21 protein-coding genes and 1 pseudogene are annotated in these 20,649 nt (G+C 55.6%); 13 read left to right on the top strand and 9 right to left on the bottom strand.

What is annotated here, in order from left to right; all coding sequences use genetic code 11:
* Positions 1-199: 199 nt before the first annotated feature.
* Entirely contained in the window at positions 200-829 is a 630-nt protein-coding gene (locus OHL20_RS24775) for a response regulator (RefSeq protein ID WP_263385986.1), read from the bottom strand.
* A gap of 412 nt (positions 830-1,241) precedes the next feature.
* Between OHL20_RS24775 and OHL20_RS24770 the strand changes: the two genes are divergently transcribed.
* Positions 1,242-1,916, top strand: coding sequence for an HD domain-containing protein (locus OHL20_RS24770; RefSeq protein WP_317891010.1), 675 nt, complete (start codon positions 1,242-1,244; stop codon positions 1,914-1,916).
* 31 nt (positions 1,917-1,947) lie between these two features.
* Here OHL20_RS24770 and OHL20_RS24765 read toward each other — a convergent pair whose 3' ends face one another.
* Positions 1,948-2,571: a TetR/AcrR family transcriptional regulator gene (locus OHL20_RS24765; protein WP_396272940.1), complete on the bottom strand. Its 624-nt coding sequence runs from the start codon at positions 2,569-2,571 to the stop codon at positions 1,948-1,950.
* 123 nt (positions 2,572-2,694) lie between these two features.
* Between OHL20_RS24765 and OHL20_RS24760 the strand changes: the two genes are divergently transcribed.
* The 7 genes from OHL20_RS24760 to OHL20_RS24730 all read left to right on the top strand — a co-directional run bounded on the left by OHL20_RS24760 (position 2,695) and on the right by OHL20_RS24730 (position 8,770).
* Positions 2,695-3,441 (top strand): SDR family NAD(P)-dependent oxidoreductase, encoded by a 747-nt coding sequence (locus OHL20_RS24760; RefSeq protein WP_263385984.1) that lies wholly within the window; start codon positions 2,695-2,697, stop codon positions 3,439-3,441.
* A 91-nt stretch (positions 3,442-3,532) separates the two neighbouring features.
* A complete protein-coding gene (locus OHL20_RS24755; RefSeq protein ID WP_263385983.1) occupies positions 3,533-4,012 on the top strand; it encodes a DinB family protein in 480 nt (159 codons plus the stop codon).
* A 74-nt stretch (positions 4,013-4,086) separates the two neighbouring features.
* A complete protein-coding gene (locus OHL20_RS24750) occupies positions 4,087-4,833 on the top strand; it encodes an SDR family NAD(P)-dependent oxidoreductase (RefSeq protein WP_263385982.1) in 747 nt (248 codons plus the stop codon).
* Between the two features lie 231 nt (positions 4,834-5,064).
* Entirely contained in the window at positions 5,065-5,466 is a 402-nt protein-coding gene (locus tag OHL20_RS24745) for a nuclear transport factor 2 family protein (protein ID WP_263385981.1), read from the top strand.
* A gap of 113 nt (positions 5,467-5,579) precedes the next feature.
* Positions 5,580-6,344, top strand: coding sequence for an SDR family oxidoreductase (locus tag OHL20_RS24740; protein WP_263385980.1), 765 nt, complete (start codon positions 5,580-5,582; stop codon positions 6,342-6,344).
* 390 nt (positions 6,345-6,734) lie between these two features.
* Positions 6,735-7,448 (top strand): hypothetical protein, encoded by a 714-nt coding sequence (locus tag OHL20_RS24735; protein ID WP_263385979.1) that lies wholly within the window; start codon positions 6,735-6,737, stop codon positions 7,446-7,448.
* Between the two features lie 170 nt (positions 7,449-7,618).
* Complete coding sequence (locus OHL20_RS24730; protein WP_263385978.1) at positions 7,619-8,770, top strand: alkene reductase; 1,152 nt, start codon at positions 7,619-7,621, stop codon at positions 8,768-8,770.
* Between the two features lie 165 nt (positions 8,771-8,935).
* On the opposite strand, the gene OHL20_RS24725 is transcribed toward OHL20_RS24730, so the two are convergent.
* Positions 8,936-9,529: a TetR/AcrR family transcriptional regulator gene (locus OHL20_RS24725; protein WP_263385977.1), complete on the bottom strand. Its 594-nt coding sequence runs from the start codon at positions 9,527-9,529 to the stop codon at positions 8,936-8,938.
* A gap of 275 nt (positions 9,530-9,804) precedes the next feature.
* On the opposite strand from OHL20_RS24725, the gene OHL20_RS24720 reads away from it, so the two are divergent.
* From OHL20_RS24720 to OHL20_RS24705, 4 genes are all read left to right on the top strand, one after another.
* Positions 9,805-10,803 carry an alpha/beta fold hydrolase gene (locus OHL20_RS24720; protein WP_263385976.1) on the top strand — a complete coding sequence of 333 codons (999 nt, stop codon included), beginning with the start codon at positions 9,805-9,807 and terminating at the stop codon, positions 10,801-10,803.
* Between the two features lie 65 nt (positions 10,804-10,868).
* The gene (locus OHL20_RS24715; RefSeq protein WP_263385975.1) at positions 10,869-11,636 is read left to right on the top strand and encodes an SDR family NAD(P)-dependent oxidoreductase; all 768 of its coding nucleotides are present in this window, start codon (positions 10,869-10,871) and stop codon (positions 11,634-11,636) included.
* Complete coding sequence (locus OHL20_RS24710) at positions 11,633-12,043, top strand: DUF427 domain-containing protein (RefSeq protein ID WP_263385974.1); 411 nt, start codon at positions 11,633-11,635, stop codon at positions 12,041-12,043. The genes OHL20_RS24715 and OHL20_RS24710 overlap by 4 nt, the downstream gene beginning before the upstream one ends.
* Before the next feature lie 17 nt (positions 12,044-12,060).
* A complete protein-coding gene (locus OHL20_RS24705; RefSeq protein WP_263385973.1) occupies positions 12,061-13,164 on the top strand; it encodes an alkene reductase in 1,104 nt (367 codons plus the stop codon).
* Between the two features lie 193 nt (positions 13,165-13,357).
* Here the strand turns inward: OHL20_RS24705 and OHL20_RS24700 are convergent.
* From OHL20_RS24700 to OHL20_RS24675, 6 genes and pseudogenes are all read right to left on the bottom strand, one after another.
* Positions 13,358-14,644: pseudogene (locus OHL20_RS24700) on the bottom strand (ISNCY family transposase); the annotation flags it as partial.
* Between the two features lie 315 nt (positions 14,645-14,959).
* Positions 14,960-15,124: a hypothetical protein gene (locus OHL20_RS24695; protein WP_263385972.1), complete on the bottom strand. Its 165-nt coding sequence runs from the start codon at positions 15,122-15,124 to the stop codon at positions 14,960-14,962.
* Positions 15,125-15,147: 23 nt separating this feature from the next.
* Entirely contained in the window at positions 15,148-15,867 is a 720-nt protein-coding gene (locus OHL20_RS24690) for a hypothetical protein (RefSeq protein WP_263385971.1), read from the bottom strand.
* A 17-nt stretch (positions 15,868-15,884) separates the two neighbouring features.
* Positions 15,885-18,761, bottom strand: coding sequence for a VirB4 family type IV secretion/conjugal transfer ATPase (locus OHL20_RS24685; protein WP_263385970.1), 2,877 nt, complete (start codon positions 18,759-18,761; stop codon positions 15,885-15,887).
* Complete coding sequence (locus OHL20_RS24680) at positions 18,742-19,011, bottom strand: VirB3 family type IV secretion system protein (RefSeq protein ID WP_263385969.1); 270 nt, start codon at positions 19,009-19,011, stop codon at positions 18,742-18,744. Before OHL20_RS24680 ends, OHL20_RS24685 begins: the two co-directional genes overlap by 20 nt.
* Before the next feature lie 2 nt (positions 19,012-19,013).
* The gene (locus OHL20_RS24675) at positions 19,014-19,379 is read right to left on the bottom strand and encodes a hypothetical protein (RefSeq protein WP_263385968.1); all 366 of its coding nucleotides are present in this window, start codon (positions 19,377-19,379) and stop codon (positions 19,014-19,016) included.
* A gap of 525 nt (positions 19,380-19,904) precedes the next feature.
* On the opposite strand from OHL20_RS24675, the gene OHL20_RS24670 reads away from it, so the two are divergent.
* Positions 19,905-20,318 (top strand): sigma-70 RNA polymerase sigma factor region 4 domain-containing protein, encoded by a 414-nt coding sequence (locus OHL20_RS24670; protein ID WP_263385967.1) that lies wholly within the window; start codon positions 19,905-19,907, stop codon positions 20,316-20,318.
* The last annotated feature ends 331 nt before the right edge of the window (positions 20,319-20,649 follow it).

Here is a 20,649-nt window from a genome sequence, read left to right as displayed (position 1 = left end):
CACACTGGAACCAAAATAGAGATCCGGGTTCCTGCCGCAGTGGCGTATCAGAGACGGCAGAGCCACATGGTGAAGATGCGGCACCACGTGACAAGTCACTGCAGGCGCTGGTTAAGGGCGTTCAAGAGTAAATAGATTTGCCTACTACTTTGGCTTCGACGACCTTTGCTGTAGAGGTTGAGCCAATGGCTTCGCTTCGTCAGAGATCGATGTAACCTCGTCGCAACGCTATGACGGCTGCGCCGGTGCGGTCGTCCGCGTCCAGCTTGAAAAGAATGTTTTTTATGTGGTTCTTCACGGTGTGTTCTGCAATGTTCAGCTCCGAACCAATAATTTTGTTGGATTGTCCTTTGACGACGCCACGAAGTACTTCAAGCTCCCTGGACGTTAGGGCATCTTCGGCTGCATGTACAGCAAGTTGCTGCGCAACTTCAGGGGGAATCTTTCTATGGCCCGCATGAACCAGCCGAATGGTTTCGATGAGTTCCGTTCGTAGCAGGTTCTTGAGCAGATAGCCGACCGCACCAGCTTTGAATGACCTGAGCACCTGTATGTCACCGGCCGACGACGAAAGGACTACAACTCTGGCTCGTGGATATTCCCTATGAATCGTGGTGATGGCTTCGATGCCATTCATGCCCGGCATCCTTATATCCATGAGGGTTACATCCGGACGATGCAAGCGGAAGAGGCGTACCGCTTCTTCTCCTCCGGCCGCTTCTGCAATGACTTGCATGTCCTTCTGTGCGTTTATCTCACCGGAGAGTCCAGCGACCATTATCGGGTGGTCATCTACGATCAGAACTCTAATAAGGCCACGTTCGCACATGTGTTCTCCCTATTTGCTCTCAAAGCGGGTCAGCACCAGCCAACCACATCCATCTTAGCGAAGGTGGCTTCAATGTGCCCGGCTCGAAGGGGCTGCTACGATCATCTTCCCGAGAGCCATGGCAAATGCTGATTTGATATTACTTCCGACGAGTGCAAGACCGTCTTTCGGTTCCCGTAAGACGGCGTAGGCGTAAATGCGCTCATGCTCCGTTGTTGTCTTTGTGAATCATCTTCTGCTTGCCAGGTCCTGCGAGATCACCTCTGGGAAACGTTGGCGATTGTTGCTGCAGCCCGTAACAGTAAAGTGCGCTGCAGCCCGAAAGGGCTAGATCAACCTGGCTTCAATTGGTCTTTCAGCCGACGACGATCGAACCTACAGTCGTGACTACGGCAGGGCGAAGTCAGACGGGATGGGCACAATGAGCGCTAGCGTCATTACGGAAACATTAGCTTGGCAAGGCGGAATCAGCTTGCCATACAGTTCTCTGGTCCGAGAGGTCACAGAGTTCGTCCGGGACACAGAGAGTGAGTTGTTGTTCAACCACTCAAGCAGAGTTTATTGCTTCGGGGCCCTGATGGGTGCGCGGAAGGGGATGGTATTCGACCCCGAATTGCTCTACGTAGGCGCAATGTTCCATGATCTTGGGCTGACCCGGGCTCATAGTAGCATGCAGAATCGATTTGAGGTCGACGGGGCAAATGCGGCGGTGGAGTTTCTCCACCAACGGGGGATCGGTGAACAGGCCGCACACGAGGTCTGGACAGCGATTGCACTCCACACAACGCCTGAAATTCCCCGGTATATGAGTCCCGTGGTCGCGCTTACCAGTGCCGGGGTTGAGATGGATGTTCTTGGGGTTGACTATGCCGACTACAGCATCGAGAGTCGCTCAGGCGTCGTGAAGGCGTTTCCTCGTTCGCCGTCCTTCAAAGAGGACATTATCGAGGCCTTCTACGAAGGCATCAAGCGTAAACCCCAGATCACGTTTGGAAATGTGACGGCAGACGTTATGGCGGACAAAGAAAGTGCGTTCCGGCCGAGAAACTTCTGTGATGTGGTTCGGATGTCCAGTTGGGCCTGTTGATGACCAGCTCAGCGAAGGATCAATGAGTGCGTCATGATCGAGCACCCCGATTGGGAAGGAGACCTTGCATTCCATGCTCAAAGATTTCATCGACATATGCGTCAGACAGAGGTCCGGTTCCCATCTGCAGTCTATAGTAAAGCGGCGCATAAAGCAGGTCAATCATTGCGTCGGGGTCAATATCTGCTCGGATCAGTCCTTGCTCCATACCCCTGCGAAAGTACTCCACTGCCATCTTCCTTCTAGGCATCGTCCAGCGATCATGCAGAGCTTTCGCCAGCTCGGGATCAAACTGCGCTTCCGCGAGGAGAGCGCGAATAAGCGCCCCATCTTTACCGCGGAAAGCTTTGGCCATAGTCCTCATTTGAAGGCGGATGCTTTCTGTAAACGAGACAGAGGGAGTGAACAAAGTTCCCGGGTCCACTCTTTCAACGAACGCGTCCATGATGATGGCTGCCTTATTCGGCCACCGTCTGTACACAGTCATACGACCGACAGCAGCCTTTGCAGCAATCGCGTCGATGCTCAAGCACCGGAAACCAGTGCTGAGCACCAGGTCGACTGCCGCCTTGAGGATCGCACGATGAAGCTTTACGCTCCTCGGCCTGCCTCCTTTCGGAGGAGCTGTCTGATCGCGTCCGGCATCGTTGCCCATACTTCTCAACTCTCTGAATCTTTAACGAGACAACTCATATCCTATCCTACGTAAATAGATACGGTATGTACCGTATCTGCAGCTCGGAGATCAAGCGAACGAACGCATGAAAAGGAGAAAGTTATGTCAAGCAGAATCGTTCTCATCACAGGCGCGCTTACAGGCATTGGACGTGCGACTGCGATTGCCTTTGCGAAGCAAGGTGCAAACCTCATCGTCTCAGGACGCACAGATGATGCGGGAAACAAGTTGGTGACGGAGTTGCGTGCTCTCGGCGTTGAGGCTGAATACATCAAAGCGGATGTTCGGCGTGAAGACGACGTTCGTAACCTAGTCGACCAAACGGTGCAACGGTTCGGTCACCTAGACATTGCTGTCAATAATGCCGGGACAGAAGGTCAGCCTGGGTTAGTCGTGGACCAGACTGCTGAAACCTTTCACGCAACGTTTGAGACGAACGTGCTAGGCACACTGTTGAGCATGAAGCACGAGATCCGTGCGATGCAGGCCGTAAAAAAGGGCAGCATTGTGAACATCTCGTCCAGCTACGGCAAGACAGGTGCGGCGTATGCGTCCGTCTACTCTGCAAGCAAGCACGCAGTAGAGGGCCTAACAAAGTCAGCTGCGCTGGAAGTTGCCGCTTCTGGGATACGGGTGAATGCGGTTGCGCCGGGACCGATCGATACGGGTATGTTGAGTCGGTTTACGGGCACGGAAGAGATCAAGGCTGGTCTGGCTGCGACGGTTCCGCTCAAGCGCGTCGGTCATCCTGAAGAAATCGCGGACACAATTGTGTTCCTCTCGTCCGACCAAGCTTCATTCATCACAGGCGCCACCTTCGCGGTTGATGGCGGTAAGACTGCAGCATAACGCGGTTTGTGAAATGCAGTAGGGAACATTTAGCTCGTTCGAGGCTGGCCTCAAGTGGAAGACACCACACGATCAGGAAAGGATCTGCATCATGGCAACCGACTCCGTATTTGTAGCAAATGCAGTGGGCGTATGGAAAGGAACTTTGGAGAGAGCCGACAAGTTCTTCAACAGCCTCCGCGAAGAGGAACTGCAGTACCGCGTAGCTCCTGATCGCAACCGCTTGATTTATCTTTGGGGCCACCTGACCGCAATGCACGATCGCATGAGCGTCCTTCTCGGCGTAGGAGAGCGGATTGCGCCAGCGTTTGATGAAGTGTTTCTTACCTCCGCCGACGGAGCTAGCGGTCTGCCGCCTGTAGAAGAGGTTCGTAAAGCCTGGAAGCTTGTGAGCGACCAGTTGAGTGCGGGAATCACCCGCCTGTCGCCGGATGAGTGGTTGGAAAAGCACACATCTGTAAAAGACGAGGACTATGCCAAGGATCCTCTTCGCAACAAGCTATCGATTTTGCTTACACGCACGAATCACCTGTCCTATCACCTCGGCCAGACCAGTCTCGTCCAGCGCTAGAAGCTCTAGCTGCTCCAATACCCTGTGAGGTCGCGCCTCCCTCTAACCGCTTTGAGATCTATAGGAGATCTGCAATGAACGATCTATCTGGAAAAACTGCACTTGTAACAGGGGCTTCCCGAGGCATCGGGCGCGCGAGTGCCTTGGCCATCGCGAAGGCCGGCGCAAATGTGCTCGTTCATTACGGACGAGGCGCGAAGGAAGCTGAAGCCGTCGTTGCTCAAATCAAGGCAGACGGAGGCCACGGTCAGGCAGTTGCTGGCGACATGACCCATCCCCAGGGGCCAAGTCTACTCGCAGCTGATGTTCGCAGCATCCTCGGTGATCGTCTCGACATCCTCGTTGCCAATGCGGGTATTTCCAGACCAGGAACGATCGACAAAACGACCATCGAGGAGTTTGACGAACTATTTGCCATAAACGTCCGTGCACCGTTCTTCCTGGTTCAACAACTTCTGCCGCTCCTGGCGAACGGTAGCAGTATAGTCGTTACATCTTCGCTTGCCGCTCACGCTGCCGTTGACGGTCTCTCCGCGTATTCCATGACGAAGGGAGCCCTCGACACGATGGTCAAGCACTTTGCATACGAACTCGGACCTCGTGGCATCCGGGTGAATGCCGTCGCCCCCGGGATCGTCGCAACGGACATGTCTGAGTTTGCAAAAACGGACCAGGGCCGCGACTATGCCATGAACATGCAAGCGCTTAAGCGTGTAGCCGAACCAGAAGACATCGCCGGTGTCATAGCGTTTCTTGCCTCGGACGAGGCCCGCTGGATCACTGGAGATACCGTGAGGGTCGATGGCGGTTCCAAGCTGTAGTCGGGTGCAATATACAGCGCACACTCATTTATTCGGCGATCGTCGGAGGGACCAGAGGCGCTGGCCAACCTGCTCATTCGAGTTCACTACCAGTTCGTCCTGGCTTCGATCCCTTCGCGAAGGGACTGGGACATCAGGATCCGACCTTGTTTACAAGACGCTCTACACGGCTATACAGGTACCAATCTGACAGCTTCAGGTAACAGCAGAGCGAAGTACAGGAGCCACACGATGCCACCAACAACCCCGGAAGAAAACAAGGCGCTAGTGCTCGAGGCCTTTGACATTCTCTTCAACAAGCGTGACTACGAAGGAGCGGCGGCTTTCTGGTCGCCACAATATATACAGCACAGTGCCCATATTGGGCCGGGACGAGATGGTCTCTTCAATCTTATTCGGTCCGCTCCAAGCACGTTGAGGTATGAGAACCAACTAATCGTCGCTGAGGGCGACTACGTTATCGCGCATGGACGTTTCAGTGGGCATGGAAGGCCTGCGGCGTGGATCGCGGCGGATGTTGTCCGCTTCGAGAACGGCCTTTTGCAAGAGCACTGGGATGTTCTGCAAGACGAAGTAACCCAAGCAGAGTCCGTGAGCGGCCTTCCGATGTTCGGTGATCGGTTCACAGCGTGAATAGCCGCTCAGTCTGCAGGCTGGGTTGTAACATGGTGCGGATCTTGCGATCAGTAGTGAACATTAATTGCTAAACCACCTTCAACTAAGTAATCGAAAGAAAGAGGAACACCATGAAATTAACCGGAAACACGATCTTCATCACTGGCGGAGGGTCCGGCATTGGCTGCGCCTTGGCTGAGCAGCTTCATAAACTCGGCAACAAAGTCATTATTTCGGGCCGTCGTAAGGGCCATCTCGATCGCGTCGTTGCTGCAAACCCAGGGATGGAAGCGGTTGAGCTTGATGTTGCCGATCTCAAAAGCATTCAGTCCATGGCATCAATGCTTATCGCGAAGTACCCCGATCTCAACGTGCTCTTCAACAATGCCGGCATCATGCTTCCAGACCAGGCAGCGGGGGCAATCGACGAAGAGTTGCTCACCTCAACGGTAACCACAAACCTTCTTGGACCCGTGCGTCTGACATCCGCGCTTATCGATCAGCTAAAGAAAACGAAGGGAACCGTGATCTATAACACTTCAGTTCTTGCGTTTGTGCCGCTCTCGCTGACCGCAGTGTATTCCGCTACCAAGGCGGCTCTGCACTCGTACGCATTGTCTCAACGATTCTTGCTGGAAAAGAGTGGCGTGCGTGTTCTCGAGATCGCTCCTCCATGGGTACGCACTGACCTTATGAACAGCCAGGAAGCAGCTGAGGCAATGCCTCTCGACGAGTTCATTGCGGAAACCATGCAAGTGTTGGGCACTGACGCAGACGAGATTGTCGTTGAGAGGGCAAAGCCGTTGCGCGCTAACCCTGGTCCCTCAGAGCATGCCTTTGTAAATGGGCTTAACGACCATATGCTGGCTCTCTTCTCCGGTGCGGCAGGTGCCTGATGTGATAGGGGGGAGGACGGTGGTCAGAGGCAACCAAGCCTTGCCAAAGCCGTTTGAACCCCCTTCTTTCCAATGCGCAAGTGATGGATCTGTCAGGACGAACGAAGTGGCCGCATAGCGCGATCAAGCTGCATGCATCTTGCCGCTGTTGCCTTCGCTGGGATGACCGACATCGGAGCACTTTCGTCCAGCGCCAGACGAACTAAGCACTCTGATTTCAAAGCAGGTACTACCACCCCAGAAAACGTTGGACGACATCATGTATCACTGGACGGATCGAAGTCGCAATCTGCAAAGTGCGTGTGGGCGGCAGAGGCTGCCATCTGCGATATAAGACGTGGTTCGTGGATGGTGGCGCCGCGACCCTTAGTACGAACGAAGAGGTAAAGTATGGCAGGTAAATTGCTCGACTTGGTATTGGATGCACATGGTGGTATGAATCGATGGAGCGAGCTATCCGATCTGATCGTGGACACAACTCTAGGGGGTTCTCTGTGGGCCCAGGTAGGTGTCCCAACGATTTTGCCTAACGTCAGACTGTCTCTGTCGCTCAAACGCCAACATGTGATGATGCACTCGGATACAGCGAAAGAACGAATGCTATTTGATTCGTTCGGGATGTCACTGTTCGCTCCAGAGCAACGTCCACTTCGTCTGGAGGACCCTCGCCAGTCCATCATGGAGCGACCAGGATATCCATGGACGGAGCTTCAGGCCGGTTACTTCATTGGCTACGCGATGTGGCAATACTTGACCGCACCTTTCCTTTATTCTTACCCGGGATTTCAGACTGAGGAAGTTGAAGCATGGCATGAGGGTGGTGAGACATGGAGAGTTCTTCGAATCACTTTTCCGGATCACATCGAAACCCACACGAACGTTCAATACGCCTACTACGGGCCTGATGGTCTCCTGCGGCGTCACCGCTACGCAGTAGATATTCTGGGCGGCATTGTTGGAGTCAACTATGCGTCCGCCTATCAACAGATCAACGGAATCATGGTGCCAACAGTACGCGAGGTATTTGCAGCCGATATAGAAGGTAATAAAATCGGCAGCCCGCCGGTCGTCACAATCAAACTGGACAGGTTGTTCTTTCAGTAGGTTTTGAAGTCAGGACTTCCAACTGCGTGGCGATGGCGCCAACTAAGCGTGACTCATGCTTCCAGCGGCACTCAGCAGAGCCTGCGAATTCGAACCGTTGAAGGCTAAACAAGCGATCACGTCCGGACTTGCACAACCGAAACGTGTGGTAGGAACAGGAGAACATCGTGATGTCCAGCAAACCCGCACAAAGCGTATTCACTAGCAGCCGCCTTGTGGAAGGTGTCTCATTGGGTGCTTTCGATCTGAAGCATCGGGTGGTAATGCCGCCTCTCACTCGGTCGCGATCGACCTGGCCGGGATCTATTCCAAATGACCTCATGGCTTTGTACTACGAGCAACGGGCATCCGATGGTGGTCTCATCATCGGTGAGGCAACGAACATTTCGCAACTTGGCACAGGATGGTTTGGATCTCCGGGTCTCTATACCGAGGCACAGGTCGAGGGATGGAAAAACGTTCTGGGCAAAGTCCATAATAAGGGAGGGCTGATGGTAGCGCAGCTCTGGCATACCGGCCGGGCGTCGCATAGAAGCCTTCACGAACCTTTGGACCCCGTCTCCGCATCGGTAAATCCCTCTTACTGGCAGCTCGAAACACAGCTGGTGTCGACGCCTAGTGGCTGGATACAACCTTCCCCTCATCGTGCTCTCTCTGTGCCCGAGATCAAGAGCATTGTGGAGGATTATGCCGCCGCTGCCAAGCGGGCTCAACAAGCTGAATTCGATGGGATCGAGCTGCACGCGGCCAACGGTTACCTGATCGATCAGTTTCTTCAGGATGGCAGCAATCAGAGAGAGGACGAATATGGTGGCTCGATTGAGAACCGCCTTCGTCTTTTGTGTGAGGTTGTGGAGGCGCTGCAGTCAGTCTGGCCGCGAAATCGCGTTGGCGTACGAATTGCTCCAGGCAGCGTGTTTAACCAGATGCATGACAGCGACACCGTCGGCTTATTCACCGCTGTTGCAAAGCGAATGAATGACTATGAGCTAGCTTATCTGCATGTGGTGGAGCCCCGCATCCGCGGGAAGGCCCTGCATGAAGGAGAGTCAGTTGAAACGGGTCGACTGGCATCCCATATGGTCAGAATGTCCTATGGCGGAAAGTTGATCGCGAACGGAGGTTTCACACCCGAATCAGCAGAAACCATCATCCGCGATGGGGACGCTGATGCGGTGTCTTTCGGCAAGCACTTCATTTCCAACCCCGACCTTCCCCGGCGCATTCGTGAAGGAATTCCTTTATCGGAGTACGATCGCGACTCGTTTTATACCTTCGATGCCAAGGGCTACACAGACTATCCTGTGGGCGCTTCCTCGTAACCCATATAGTCTGTCGGAGAATGGCTCTATGGCCCTGCCCCATTACGACTCGAAGTTGGCCCACCTGACAGAGCGCTTCGGCATTACCTGGAGCACTCTTTGTACCCGCCAGCCGAAGGAGGTCCTATCATTTCTCGAAAGAGCACAGAAGAGCGGCCCCATAGATCAGTTTTGATGAGTAAGTAGGACGGAGTTGAAAAGAACCTTGCGAAGAGCTTCCATCGGAAGCCGACTCTTGATCGCTTTAGAGACAAGAACCGCACCCTCAATCGAAGACTGAATGAATGCCGCGAGACCAATGACATCGGTTCCTTTTGGCAATTCGCCCACTTTTACTGCTGCCCTAAGGCAGTATCCGAGATTGAATTGCAATTCGAGGAAAATCTCACGGACGCGCTCCTGTAACTGATTCGTACCCTCCGAGTGGTCTGCTCCAAAGTTCCCCAACATACAACCATTCCACTCATCATCATTGTTCATCGTATCCAACATGCCATCAAGCCATTTCCTAAGGCGTGACAGCGGTGGAAGCGCGTCGTTTAAGAGTGTCTGCCCTGTGAGGCCGAAGCAGCTCTTGTAATAGATGTTGAGGACCTCGATGCCGAAGGCTTCTTTCGAGGAGAAGTGATTGGTGAAGGATCCTTGCGGAACCTCTGCAGCTTTGGTGATATCGCGGACACTCGAACCCGCGAAGCCTTGCTTGTGCATCACCCGCATTCCCTCTACGAGGATTTTCTCTCTATGCGACGACTTCGGCACGATTCACCTTTCTGCAACTCGCGGGCTACGGCGAGGACTATAGGACTGTTACCAGTCGCTGTTTATCTGCTTAGCTACTTTCGGGAAATTGCCGGTTATTTCGCAAGAACCTCAGTACTACCACTCCACTCGTGCAGAGATGAGCGCCGCAATGACGCGCAGTAGTGACTGCTCTTTCCTGCTTGCGGGCACACGGCGTAGTTTCAAAAAATCTCTGCATCGTAGTGAATCTCCCGACCATCTACTACTACGTTCGTACGTATTGAAAGGATAACATGCAAAATTTAGATTTTAGCGCAGACAGTCGCTCTGCAGTCTCCCGTCGTGGTTTTGTCTTTGGTTCTGCCGCCGTCGCAGCGGCTTCCTTGGCAGGCGGGAAGTCCTTCGCCGAATCCTCCGGTTCTAGCAGCGACAATGGATCAGAAGGTACAGCGATCACCGTTCCTACCCGGTTCGTCGAAACAAATGGCATCCGTTTCGCATACCGCCGCTGGGGCAAGAAGGGCAATCTTCCTCTTGTCTTCAACCAACACTTCACCGGCAATCTGGATAACTGGGACCCTGCGGTTCTGGATGGACTCGCTCGTGAGCGCGAGGTCATCATCTTCAACAACGCCGGCATCGCCAGTTCGACGGGCGAAGTTCCCTCGACCTTTGCCGGGATGGCGAAGAACGCTGAGCTCTTCATCGATGCCCTTGGCATGACGCAGGTTGACCTTCTTGGTTTTTCAATCGGTGGCATGGTAGCGCAGCAAATCGTGGTGGACCGTCCCGAACTCGTGCGCAAGCTCATCCTTATTGGGACGGCGCCGCGAAACCAGGACGCCGGCAACGGTACGGGATACATTACGCCGGAGACGGCCAGCGTGTTTGGCGCTTCCTACAATCCGCCGGAAAACATGTGGCTCAAGGTGTTCTTCACAGATTCAGAGAAAAGCCAGGCAGCCGGACGGGAATTCCTGAAGCGTTATCTCTCACGTACCAAAGACCGTGACGCCGCAATCAGCGAAAAGGTAGCACCGGCACAGATCGCAGCCGTTGGCGAGTGGGGAGCCCATCCGGGTGAGCGCTTTGCTTACCTAAAAAGCATCGCGCAGCCCACGCTCATCGTAAGCGGCAACCACGACGTCATCGTTTACACGGTCAACTCGCTGCATCTTGTGCAGAACCTGCCAAACGCGAAGCTGATCCTGTATCCGGACGCCAACCATGGTTCCTGGTATGAATACCACGACGACTTTATATTCGAAGCAAATCGCTTCTTGAATGCATAACCAAGAGCGCGGCGGTGCGTTGCAAGACGCGCCGCCACCAAAGACGGAAGTGAGGAGAACGAAACATGACTCTCAAAGGAAAACTTGCGTTGATCACGGGCGCCTCCCGGGGGATTGGCAGGGCAACAGCCCTGGCGATCGCCGCTGAAGGTGCACACGTCCTCCTGCACTTTGGTAAATCGAAAGATGCTGCGCTGGAGTTGCAGCAGCAGATTGTGACCGAAGGCGGTCGGGCTGACCTGTTGGAAGCACCGCTCGAGACGCTCGACGGCGTTGAGCATCTCGTCAGTCAGGTGCAGAAGCTGGCTGAAGGAGGCCTCGACATTGTGGTCCTCAATGCGGGTATCTCAAAGGCGGGGTCGATGGAGTCCCATACACCTGAAGACTTTGACAACCTGTTCGCCACAAACGTAAGAGCGCCCTTCTTCCTAATGCAGAAGCTGATCCCGTTGCTGAAGTACGGCTCCAGCGTTGTTGTTACGACGTCGCTTGCCGCCAGATACTCTCCGGGTGAAGCGGGCGCGAGCGGCTCTCCGTCACTTCCGGCTTATGCGGCGACCAAGGGCGCGCTGGAAACCCTGGTTCGTCAGTGGGCGGCACAGCTTGGGGTCCGAGGCATTCGGGTCAACGCGGTGTCACCGGGCGTCATTGCCACGGACATGTCCAACTTCACCAAGACGGAAGGTGGGCAAGCACTGGCGTTGAGTATGCAGGCACTCAAGCGCATTGGGCAGGCTGAAGACGTAGCCGATGTGATCGCATTCATGGCGTCAGATAAGTCCCGCTGGATCACAGGCGCGAGCATTCCTGTGGACGGAGGTTCGAAGCTATGAGCACGGAACGTATTCTGCGACCAAAAGAAGTAAGGATTCCAGGGCCGGATCACCCTATCGAGATCGCGCCGGCCAACGGTCGAGTGCGCGTGCTGGTCGGGGATAAGGTTATTGCCCTGAGCGTCCGCGCCCTCGTTCTTGAAGAAGGGGGTTATCCGCCGGTCTTCTACATACCGCGTGAGGACGCTGACATGTCGCTTCTGGAACGGACAACACATTACAGTTACTGCCCCTACAAGGGCGACTGTACCTACTTCTCGATTCCTACCGGCGGAAACAAGTCGGAGTTCGCGGTGTGGAGTTACGAAGACCCGTACGAAGCCGTAGCGCTCATCCGCGATCATCTTGCCTTCTATCCGACTCGTGTCGATGCGATCGAGTTTAAACCCGAACCCGCCGAACTGTGAAACTTCGAGGAAGCACCATGTCTGAACAGCCTCTACTTACCCCCTACCGATTGGGCGATCTTGAGCTCGCGAATCGGATCGTCATGGCACCTCTCACCCGTATGCGAGCACATCCGGTCGATCATGTGCCCACCGCCGTGATGGCTGAATATTATGCCCAGAGGGCGACCGCCGGCCTAATCATCTCTGAGGCCATCGCCATCAGTCCAGATGGGTTTGGATGGGCGGATACAGCAGGCCTCTGGAGCCCGGAGCATGTACGCGGATGGCGTCAGGTGACGGACGAAGTCCATAAGCGAGGCGGGAAGATTATCGCCCAGCTCTGGCACACGGGCGCCATCTCACACCCGGAGCTTCGCGACGGTGCGGTGCCGCTATCCGCATCCGACGTCGATCCGGGCCAGGTGTCTGTGACCCGCGAGGGGAGGAAGCCCACGGTTGCTCCCCGCCCCATGACTACGGAGGAGATCCAAACCACGGTGCGCGACTATGCCCGTGCCGCCAGGAACGCGATCGAGGCAGGCTTCGACGGTGTACAGGTCCTCGCTAACTACCTCTATCTCATCGCCCAGTTCATGAACCTGTCGACGAATCGCCGGACGGACGCCTACGGCGGCGCGCTTGAGAATCGTGCGCGCTTTCTGTTCGAAGTAGTCGAGTCGGTAGTGGAAACCGTGGGCAACAAAAGGACAGGAATCAAGCTTAGCCCGATGCACGAAGGCGGCGCCTTTGCAGCAAACGAAGAAACGCTGCCAATTGCGGAATATGCCATCCAAAAGCTGAGCGGCTACCACCTCTCGCACCTTCTCTTGATGGGGAACATGACAGACTTCACAGGCACGCCACTCCAGAAGTTGACCGGCGACGGCATGTTCGAACACTTCCGTCCATTGTATGAAGGCACCCTGATCGCAAACGTGATGATGGATCGCGACCGAGGCAATCGCTTGATCTCATCGGGCCTAGCGGATCTCGTCGCCTTCGGACGGCCATTCATCTCGAACCCCGACCTTGTGGAGCGCTACAAGATCGGCGCGCCCTTAGCAGATGTCGATTGGACCACCGTCTACGCCTCAGACGCGACAGGTTATTCCGATTACCCGATGTCCCAACCTATCTGACATTCCTACTTTGCAGCTACAGGTCATGTTGTAGCTCGTTAGGAATGACAGGGTGGCTAGCCCATTAGAAATGTCAGTATAGAGCCGTAGCCGTCGTGCTGTGGGAATGTGTGAAATCGCCGCACTTGGCGATTTTGCATATTTCCACAGCTTTGGGCGCCGGCGGTTTTTCGACATAGTCTGGCCCATAGATCTGCCGGCCGCGCTTCTTGTACCCACCCTTGGCGCTGTTGGTTAGCACCGTAGTCGGGCGCTTGAGTTCCTGCTGCGCCCTGACAATCGTCAACGCATGACTCAGGCGCTTGTTCTCGATCGTTGCTGTATGGCTCACACGCTGGTCTTTGCTGAAGACCCGATAGGGAAGCAAGTGGCCTTTCCAGCGCACCTCGAGCGGTCTGTCGGCGAAGTCGTAGACCTCGACGTACTGGCCGGGCAGCTTGTCGGCCAGCTCGCTGCGCTCCAGCAGGATCTGCTTCCGGTCGTACGCCAGGCTGAGTTGCTGGCTGACATGACGCAGCTCACGATGGCACAGGATGTCGGTCAGTCGGGAAGCCTGCACGTTGAGCCTTCGGTGCAGGTTCTCGGTCCTTACCGGGGCCAGCGCGAACTTCTCGTTGAACCGCTCCAGGAACCCTGGCAGGAACTCGTTACCCGCAGCCATGCCGCTGATGTTCGCCAGGCGAAGCTCCTTCACCAACCGATCCTGCAGGGTGCGGTTGGCTCGCTCCACGCGGCCCTTGGCCTGGCTGGAGTTCGCGCAAAGGATCTCGATGTTGAGCTCTGCCAGTGCGCGGCCGAACTGTGTCATGCCCTGGCCGCCCTTCGCATCCGGCTTGTTGACGCGGAAGACCGTGTGCTTGTCCGAGTAGAAGGCAACAGGGCAGCCGTGCGTCTGGAGATAGCCTTGTAGCGCCGCGAAGTAGGAGTCCGTGCTCTCGCTTGGCACGAAGCGCAACTGCATCAGCTTGCTGGTCGCGTCGTCGATGAAGACCAGCAGCGTGCAGGGCTCACCGCGTTGCTCGAACCAGCGGTGGTCGCTGCCATCGATCTGGATCAGTTCGCCATAGCTCTCGCGTCGAAGCCGCGGCTGGTGGAAGGTTCTCCGTTGTGTTCGCGACAGCCACAAACCTTCGGCCATCATCCATCGCCGCAAGGTCTCCTTGCCGATCCGGAGCTGATGCTTGTCCAGCAGCATCTCGGTCGCCAGCGTCGGCCCGAAGTCCGCGTACCTGGTCTTGACCAGTTCGACCGCGTACTTCCGGATGCCTTCGTTGTGACTTCTGTTGGATCTTCTTCCACGCGCCTTGTGGATCAGCCCGCTGCCGCCGTCGGCCTCGTAGCGGGCCAGCAGCCGAAACGCCTGGCGCCCGCTGATCGCGAGCACGGCTGCCGCCGCAGCCACCGTCCGACGCCCAGCCCGCACGTCACTCAACACTTCGATCCGCCTCAGATCGCGCTCGCTCATCGAGATCCATCCCATCCTTAGAACCTGACAGTTCTAATGGGCTGGACCATGACATTTCTATCGAGCCGCTACAGGTCAACTATACAGAATGACCGTTATCAGACGTAAACCTTTTGCAATGAACAACATAAGCGTACCATGCGATCCGGCATCAGACAAGCGGCAAACGGACCGTGGAAATGCCGCGTCCATGGAAAGCGTGGAACGGTGAAGCTGTCCCACCCTTCCCACCGGCGCTTGGAAGGGACCAAAGAACCGGCCCCTCCCACATTGCCACCGTCCCGACAACGGTCATGTATTTATGTAAGGACACAAGATAAAAAGACGCGTTTACGGTGTAGGACTTCCTGTAATCGACTTGGGCAGGATCAGGACGATACCGGCGGCAAACACTGCGAAGCCTGCCCACTCTTGCCAATGTTGATGAGAGGCCCCAAAAAGCATTAGACCTGCTCCGATGAGCATAGCGCCACACCAACGCTTTCCTACTGGCATAGTTCCTCCTCCAAAGAACGAACCTACTGAACGTCTGATACCTGGCTGTTGAGAAAAACCACCTTCATGTCTTTGTAGACGTAGATCTGTTTTGCCCCAAGATCAACGATCTTGTCTGGGTTGCCGAGCGACTTCTTCACCTCGTCAGGTCTCATACCGAGCTTGATGGTCTTGCTCTCGACGGTTGAAGCTGTGGCTGGGTCGGTGATGATGGTGTCGATGGTCTTCTTCATGTCCTCGGGCGTCATGTTCTCCAGGCCTGGGAGCTTGACGTTCACTTCGGCTCTATAACGGGTCCCTCGGCCATCTCCCAAGGTTGCGACATCGACGGTGAGCAATTCGAACATGGCTGCATCCCGCTTCACGGTGATCTGCGTGACATAGACCTTCTCATTCGGAGCAAGCGTGCGCGAATGGCTGGTATTGCCACCGAAGGCGGCGGCAAAGTCGGTCGCCTGAGTGATCTGTCCATTCGTGTAATTTGTCTCGATGATGGCGTTCTTGGTGTTCGCAACGTCGGCGTAAATGCCGGGAAGCCGAACGGCTAGGATAGGTCCTGGCTCAGTGACCCGTGTGTAGTCGAAACCGGCTAAACCATTCATTCCTACCCTGGTGAGTGGGTAGAGGGCTACGAGCTGGTCACGAATGGCCCGGTTGTTTGGAGCGCAAAAGGCCGGGGCAGGGGTCAATGCACAAACAAGGGAAGCGGTGACAAGGGCGCGGGTGGGGGAGAGGAAACGCATGGTTGATCCTTTGAAGGTTAGCGCCCACGACTGTGGCGATGCTGGACGACAGGAGCTTGATCCAGCGCAATGGCGCTGGAAGGAGCTTCGCTTTGCTGCTGAACTTGAAGGGCAATGGCAGGCTTCAATTGTTCCGGAAGTGCAATGGTGAGAGCTACAGCGTTCGCCTGAGCTGATCCATCAGACGTGTAGACACTCACCTCCCGCCCTGTGCGGGAGAGCGAAACGGACTCGGATGTAGCTTGGAACGATCCATCCTGACTGATAAGAACTCTGTCTGGAGCACCCGTCTTGAGGCTGTCAACGGCATAGCCGTGTTCGATGTGCTTCGCTTGTTCTTTGGTCAGTCGCACGCTTTCGCCCTTGTCGAGACGTACTTCTAGGTTATCTCCGATGGCGGCAATGGTGCCAAAGTCGCCTTTTCGGATGCCCTGCGAGGCATTGGGTTGGGACATTCGTACTCGGTCTCCCGGCGCGAACTCTTGGTGTTCCTCGCGGTAGACCTTGCTTTGGGTGGTCATGGCTGTAGTGAGATGCGGGCTGTAGATCACCTCGTCGCCGTGAGAGGTCCTGACGGTGAGCTGGTTGTTCCTGGTGTCCGTGGCAACGACCACGGCGGCGCTGTCGTTTGGAATTCCCTGGCTGGCTGGGCTCCCTTGGCGGTACTGGATGATGTCGCCGGGGGCGTACTGAGCCGCCAGCTTCGGGTTCGTCAATTCCTTCTCGATGTGGACGGGAAGAGCCTTGCTATCCGGTGCAACGGTCCCCGACGCTTGCAGGTCGGCTCGGATAAGTTCATTCAACTCCCGCCGCTCGGCTGGGTCTTTGGCGATGACGACACTGTTGGAAGGGTGCTCTGCGTAGGCCAGCGCAACCGCTGCGATGCGATGGTTTGGGTCGGCATACTCACGCACCTGGACAACGGTGTTCTTCTGTGGAGCTGGGTCGGGAGACTTGCGGAAGTCCACGGCGGAGGTTTTGCTGATGTCGGTTGCCAGCCGTGCTCCAAGCCCGTCCGCATCGTTGGTGTAGATCCTCGCGTCGTGCTCCGCACGCGAAACCGCGACGTAGGCTAGCCGGGTATTGATAAGAGAGCGGGCCGAATCCGTGTCGATATTGGCGATGACGCGGCCCTCGGTAAGCCCTTGCGAAACGTGAGACGTGACGGCGTAGCCGTGGTCGAAGTGCCTCATCTTGGCCGGGTCGAACTGGTCGGTGCGTTCTTTCCTGCCGTCCATCTGGACGGTAACCTGTCCGGTCTCGAGCTTGGTGATGGTGCCTAGATCGCGGTTGTTGACACCCAAATCCTTGTTTTTCGTTGTGAACTGTATCCGATCGCCGGTCGCAAACTCCTTCTGGGTTTCGCGGTAGGCGTTCACACCTTTTAACCGCTTTGGATCGTAGGTAATGGCCTTCCCGCCGTCCTGCTGGACTGTAATGGTGTTGTTCCTGGCGTCTGCGGAAAGCACAACGGCGGTGCTGTTCCTGGCTATCCCATGGGCCTTGCTGCCCTTCTCGTATATAAGGATGTCCCCCGTTTTGTACCGCGCTGCCCACCCTCGATCCGCGCCGGTCATGTCGGAACGATGGGCCAGAACGAAGAAAGTCTTTTGCTCCGCTCCAAGCCTCCCGGTCTCCTGCAATTCGACCCGCACCGCTTGATTGATAAGCTGGCGGCTGCGGTTGTCTTTGCCGATGTAGAGACGAGCGTGATGATCCTCTCCAAGCCAGAGGGAAAAGACGTTGTAGCGCTGATTGAAGGGGAACATCGCGTAAAACGCTGAGAGGTTCCCGATGGTTTCCTCGATCACGGTCGCCTGGGCGTCCACGAAAGTCCGGTGAACGAGTGGCGTATTCTCCCTGAGTTCTTCCCCGCTTTCAGCCGAGAGGAGAAGCGTCACAGTGTACTTGCCCTGAGCTTTCTTGCCCAACTCCTTAACGACTAAACCAAGATCGTCCACACCTTCCGAAGCCGCCTTTGCACCCGCGCCCTGGTCGAGCTGGGCGAAGTTCTTCCCGGCCATGATGCGCTGGAAGATGCCGACCTTGAAGAAGTCAATCCACTTCTCCTGGGCGCTGATTTCCTTGCGTACGGTGGAGGAAGATTGCGGCCTCCATGTGGTGCAAAGCACGCTGTCGCAGGTCAGATTGGTGATGCTGCTGTAGAGGCAGGGCTGTGACACGGCGGGCGTGCTCGACGCGGAGAACATCTGCACATGGCGCTTCCCTACTCGCAGATGATCGTTGTGCCAGGACACCGCGCTTGTGGCGATCTGCTGGTCTACTCCCTGGTCTGAAACGAGCGGGATGTGCCCTGCCCATGCTTCAAGATTGAACAACTCCGCAAAGAACTTGAAGGCTTTCTCTTTGCCTACAACCTTCAACCCGATGACGCTGCTCAGGTGCGTTTCAAGAATGGTTGCTGCCTTCTGAAGCTGGGAGATGAGCCGGTCGTTCTCGTCGGCCTGATCCTTCGGCTTGGCCGCGAATGGAGACGCCAACTTGGGCTCTAGGGTGAGGCACCAGTGGAGGTCGATACGGCGAAAGTTGGCTGTCTTTGAAAGGAAATCCAGCCGATGATCTACAAAGGATTGGGTGATGGGATCGGCGTACTTCTTCTGGCGCGGAATCTCGAACCCGGAGGTCACGCGCATGTACTGGTAGAGCCCGAAGTCTTCCGTAAGGCCGCGTACACCGCCTTCGACGCCTCGCATCTTGGAAGCTATCTCGGGGTCGGTGAGCCCTTCTTCGTCGGCTCCATCGACTTCAAAAAGCAAGCCGTAGCCGCGTGTCTTGCTCGCAAACACGGTAGGTGTGACGAAGCGGACAATGGGCATGATGCTGTTGGCAGCCCCGGCGTCGGTGAACCATGGATTAGCGTTTGCGCGGGTCATAGTAGCTCTTCTGGGTCCAGCTCAGGCCCCACAGTTGGAACATCTTGGGGTGTTTGCGGATGATGACCGAGCAGACCACGGTAATCACAACGAACATCACGATGGATAAAACAAACAACCGAAGCAGGAGAGCCATCAGCGAGGCAATCACAATGCCCATCCAGATTGGCAAGCTCAGACCGAGCTTCTGCCGGGGTTTGTTGAGGGCTTGATTGATCGCCAGTGGCTCTCCACGCTTGGTTGTCTGCATGGCTAAATGCTCTGTCCGGTGAGCGAGGAAACCCACTGTGGTGCAAAACCAATGACAATTCCGGCGAACAATCCGCCGCCGATTGCCATGAAGCCTCCGGAGATGTTTCGGCCCATGAACTGGAACACTCCGAAGACAATCCCGATCACGACGGCGAGTGCGCCGCCAAGCAGACAGCTCGTTTCGATGGTCTTCATTGCGGCAGTAACGCCGGTCACGTCCACACTTCCCTGGGCGTGAGCTGCGATGGGAGAAATTGCGACTGCAAGCAAAACAGGCCCGAGTGTGAGAGCAGCATCCTTAGCCCGCTGCTTGGTGAAAGTTCTGGATGCCATGGCTGAAAGGCGGTAATTCATCGTTGCGGTCAAGGGAGTTCTCCTGTATTAGCTGTTGACTGTCTTCGTTTGTGCTCTGTAAAGAGCCTTCTTGGTGGTGAATCACTCCAAGTAACGGAGTTTTGCGGCGCACGACCTCACCGACACGCGGGACTTCCGCCGCCGTGTTCTTGTTGCTGTGTCACCGCAAACTGTGTCTCATGGTGCCGTCAGAGACATAAAGTTGAACCTCCTTGCTATCTCCGTTGTCCGTTGAACGAGGCGAACAAAAGGTGTAGATTAGGCATCTACTAATAGGCGCGTTGAGTGGGAGGCTTTTTGACACCCCTGCATCAAATTTCTTCAGAGCACATGCTTAGGGCCCAGTTGCATCTCGTAGACAGCAAGGGAGTCCCACTATGTCCAACACTTCAAATAGCCTGCGAGACCGCATTTGTGTGGGTTACTCGCGACAATCCGGATTTTGATCAAGCTCAGATTGCGAATTGGGCTGAGGAAATTGGCTCGATCATGCGAGATCGTGGCGAACTCATCAGGTCCCCTAGGCGGTATGCCCATATGGCCCTTCGTGGCAAAGTGCGCGATTGGCGAAGGACTGGTGCTGGCCGCGCGGAATTGAGAGGCGCGGGGTCAGAGCTGGAGCACATCGGCGGCGTGACTGAGTCATTTGCGATCGATGTAGAAACAAAGATTTTGTTCGAACAGCTTTCCCTCTCGCTCAAAGAAAGAGATCGCGCTATCCTCGTCTTGCTCACTCGGGGGGAATCCACGGCCCAGATTGCAGCGTTCCTTGATATGAACTACGCTGCCGCAGCGAAGGCGATGCAACGAGTGAAGGATCGGATTTCCATTGTCGTTGACGGGAATCGGCGTAAGAAACAGCCTGAACCAGAAGGCAATCTTGCTGTGAGGAAAGGGAAAGTAAGTGAATCGAGAGCTGATGAAGGACTTCCTCCGGGAATCATTTCCTAACCCAGAGAGAAAGGGCTGCCCAGAAGAGGACACTTTGCAGGCCCTGGCCGAGGACCGTATCAGCCCTAACGATCCAGCACTGCTTCACGTCGGGTCTTGTTCAGAGTGTTATGCGGAGTACTTGCATCTGAGGCAAGATTTTGAAGAGTCACAGTCCACAAGGTCACTTACCCCCTCGCCATCACCGGCTTCTAAAGACGTTTTGAGAATGCCCGACTTCCCTGCTGGCCTCAAACGTGAAGATTCTTAGTATCAATAGAAAAGTTTTTAACATTTCCGCAGGGGCCACAGGCCCTACTCCTGCGACCTCTTATTCTTTTGATCTCATGTA

It is taken from the genome of Granulicella arctica (assembly GCF_025685605.1).
Classification (GTDB): Bacteria; Acidobacteriota; Terriglobia; order Terriglobales; family Acidobacteriaceae; genus Edaphobacter; species Edaphobacter arcticus.
Note: the sequence above shows the minus strand (reverse complement) of the source record. Positions and strands in the feature narration are given on the sequence as shown.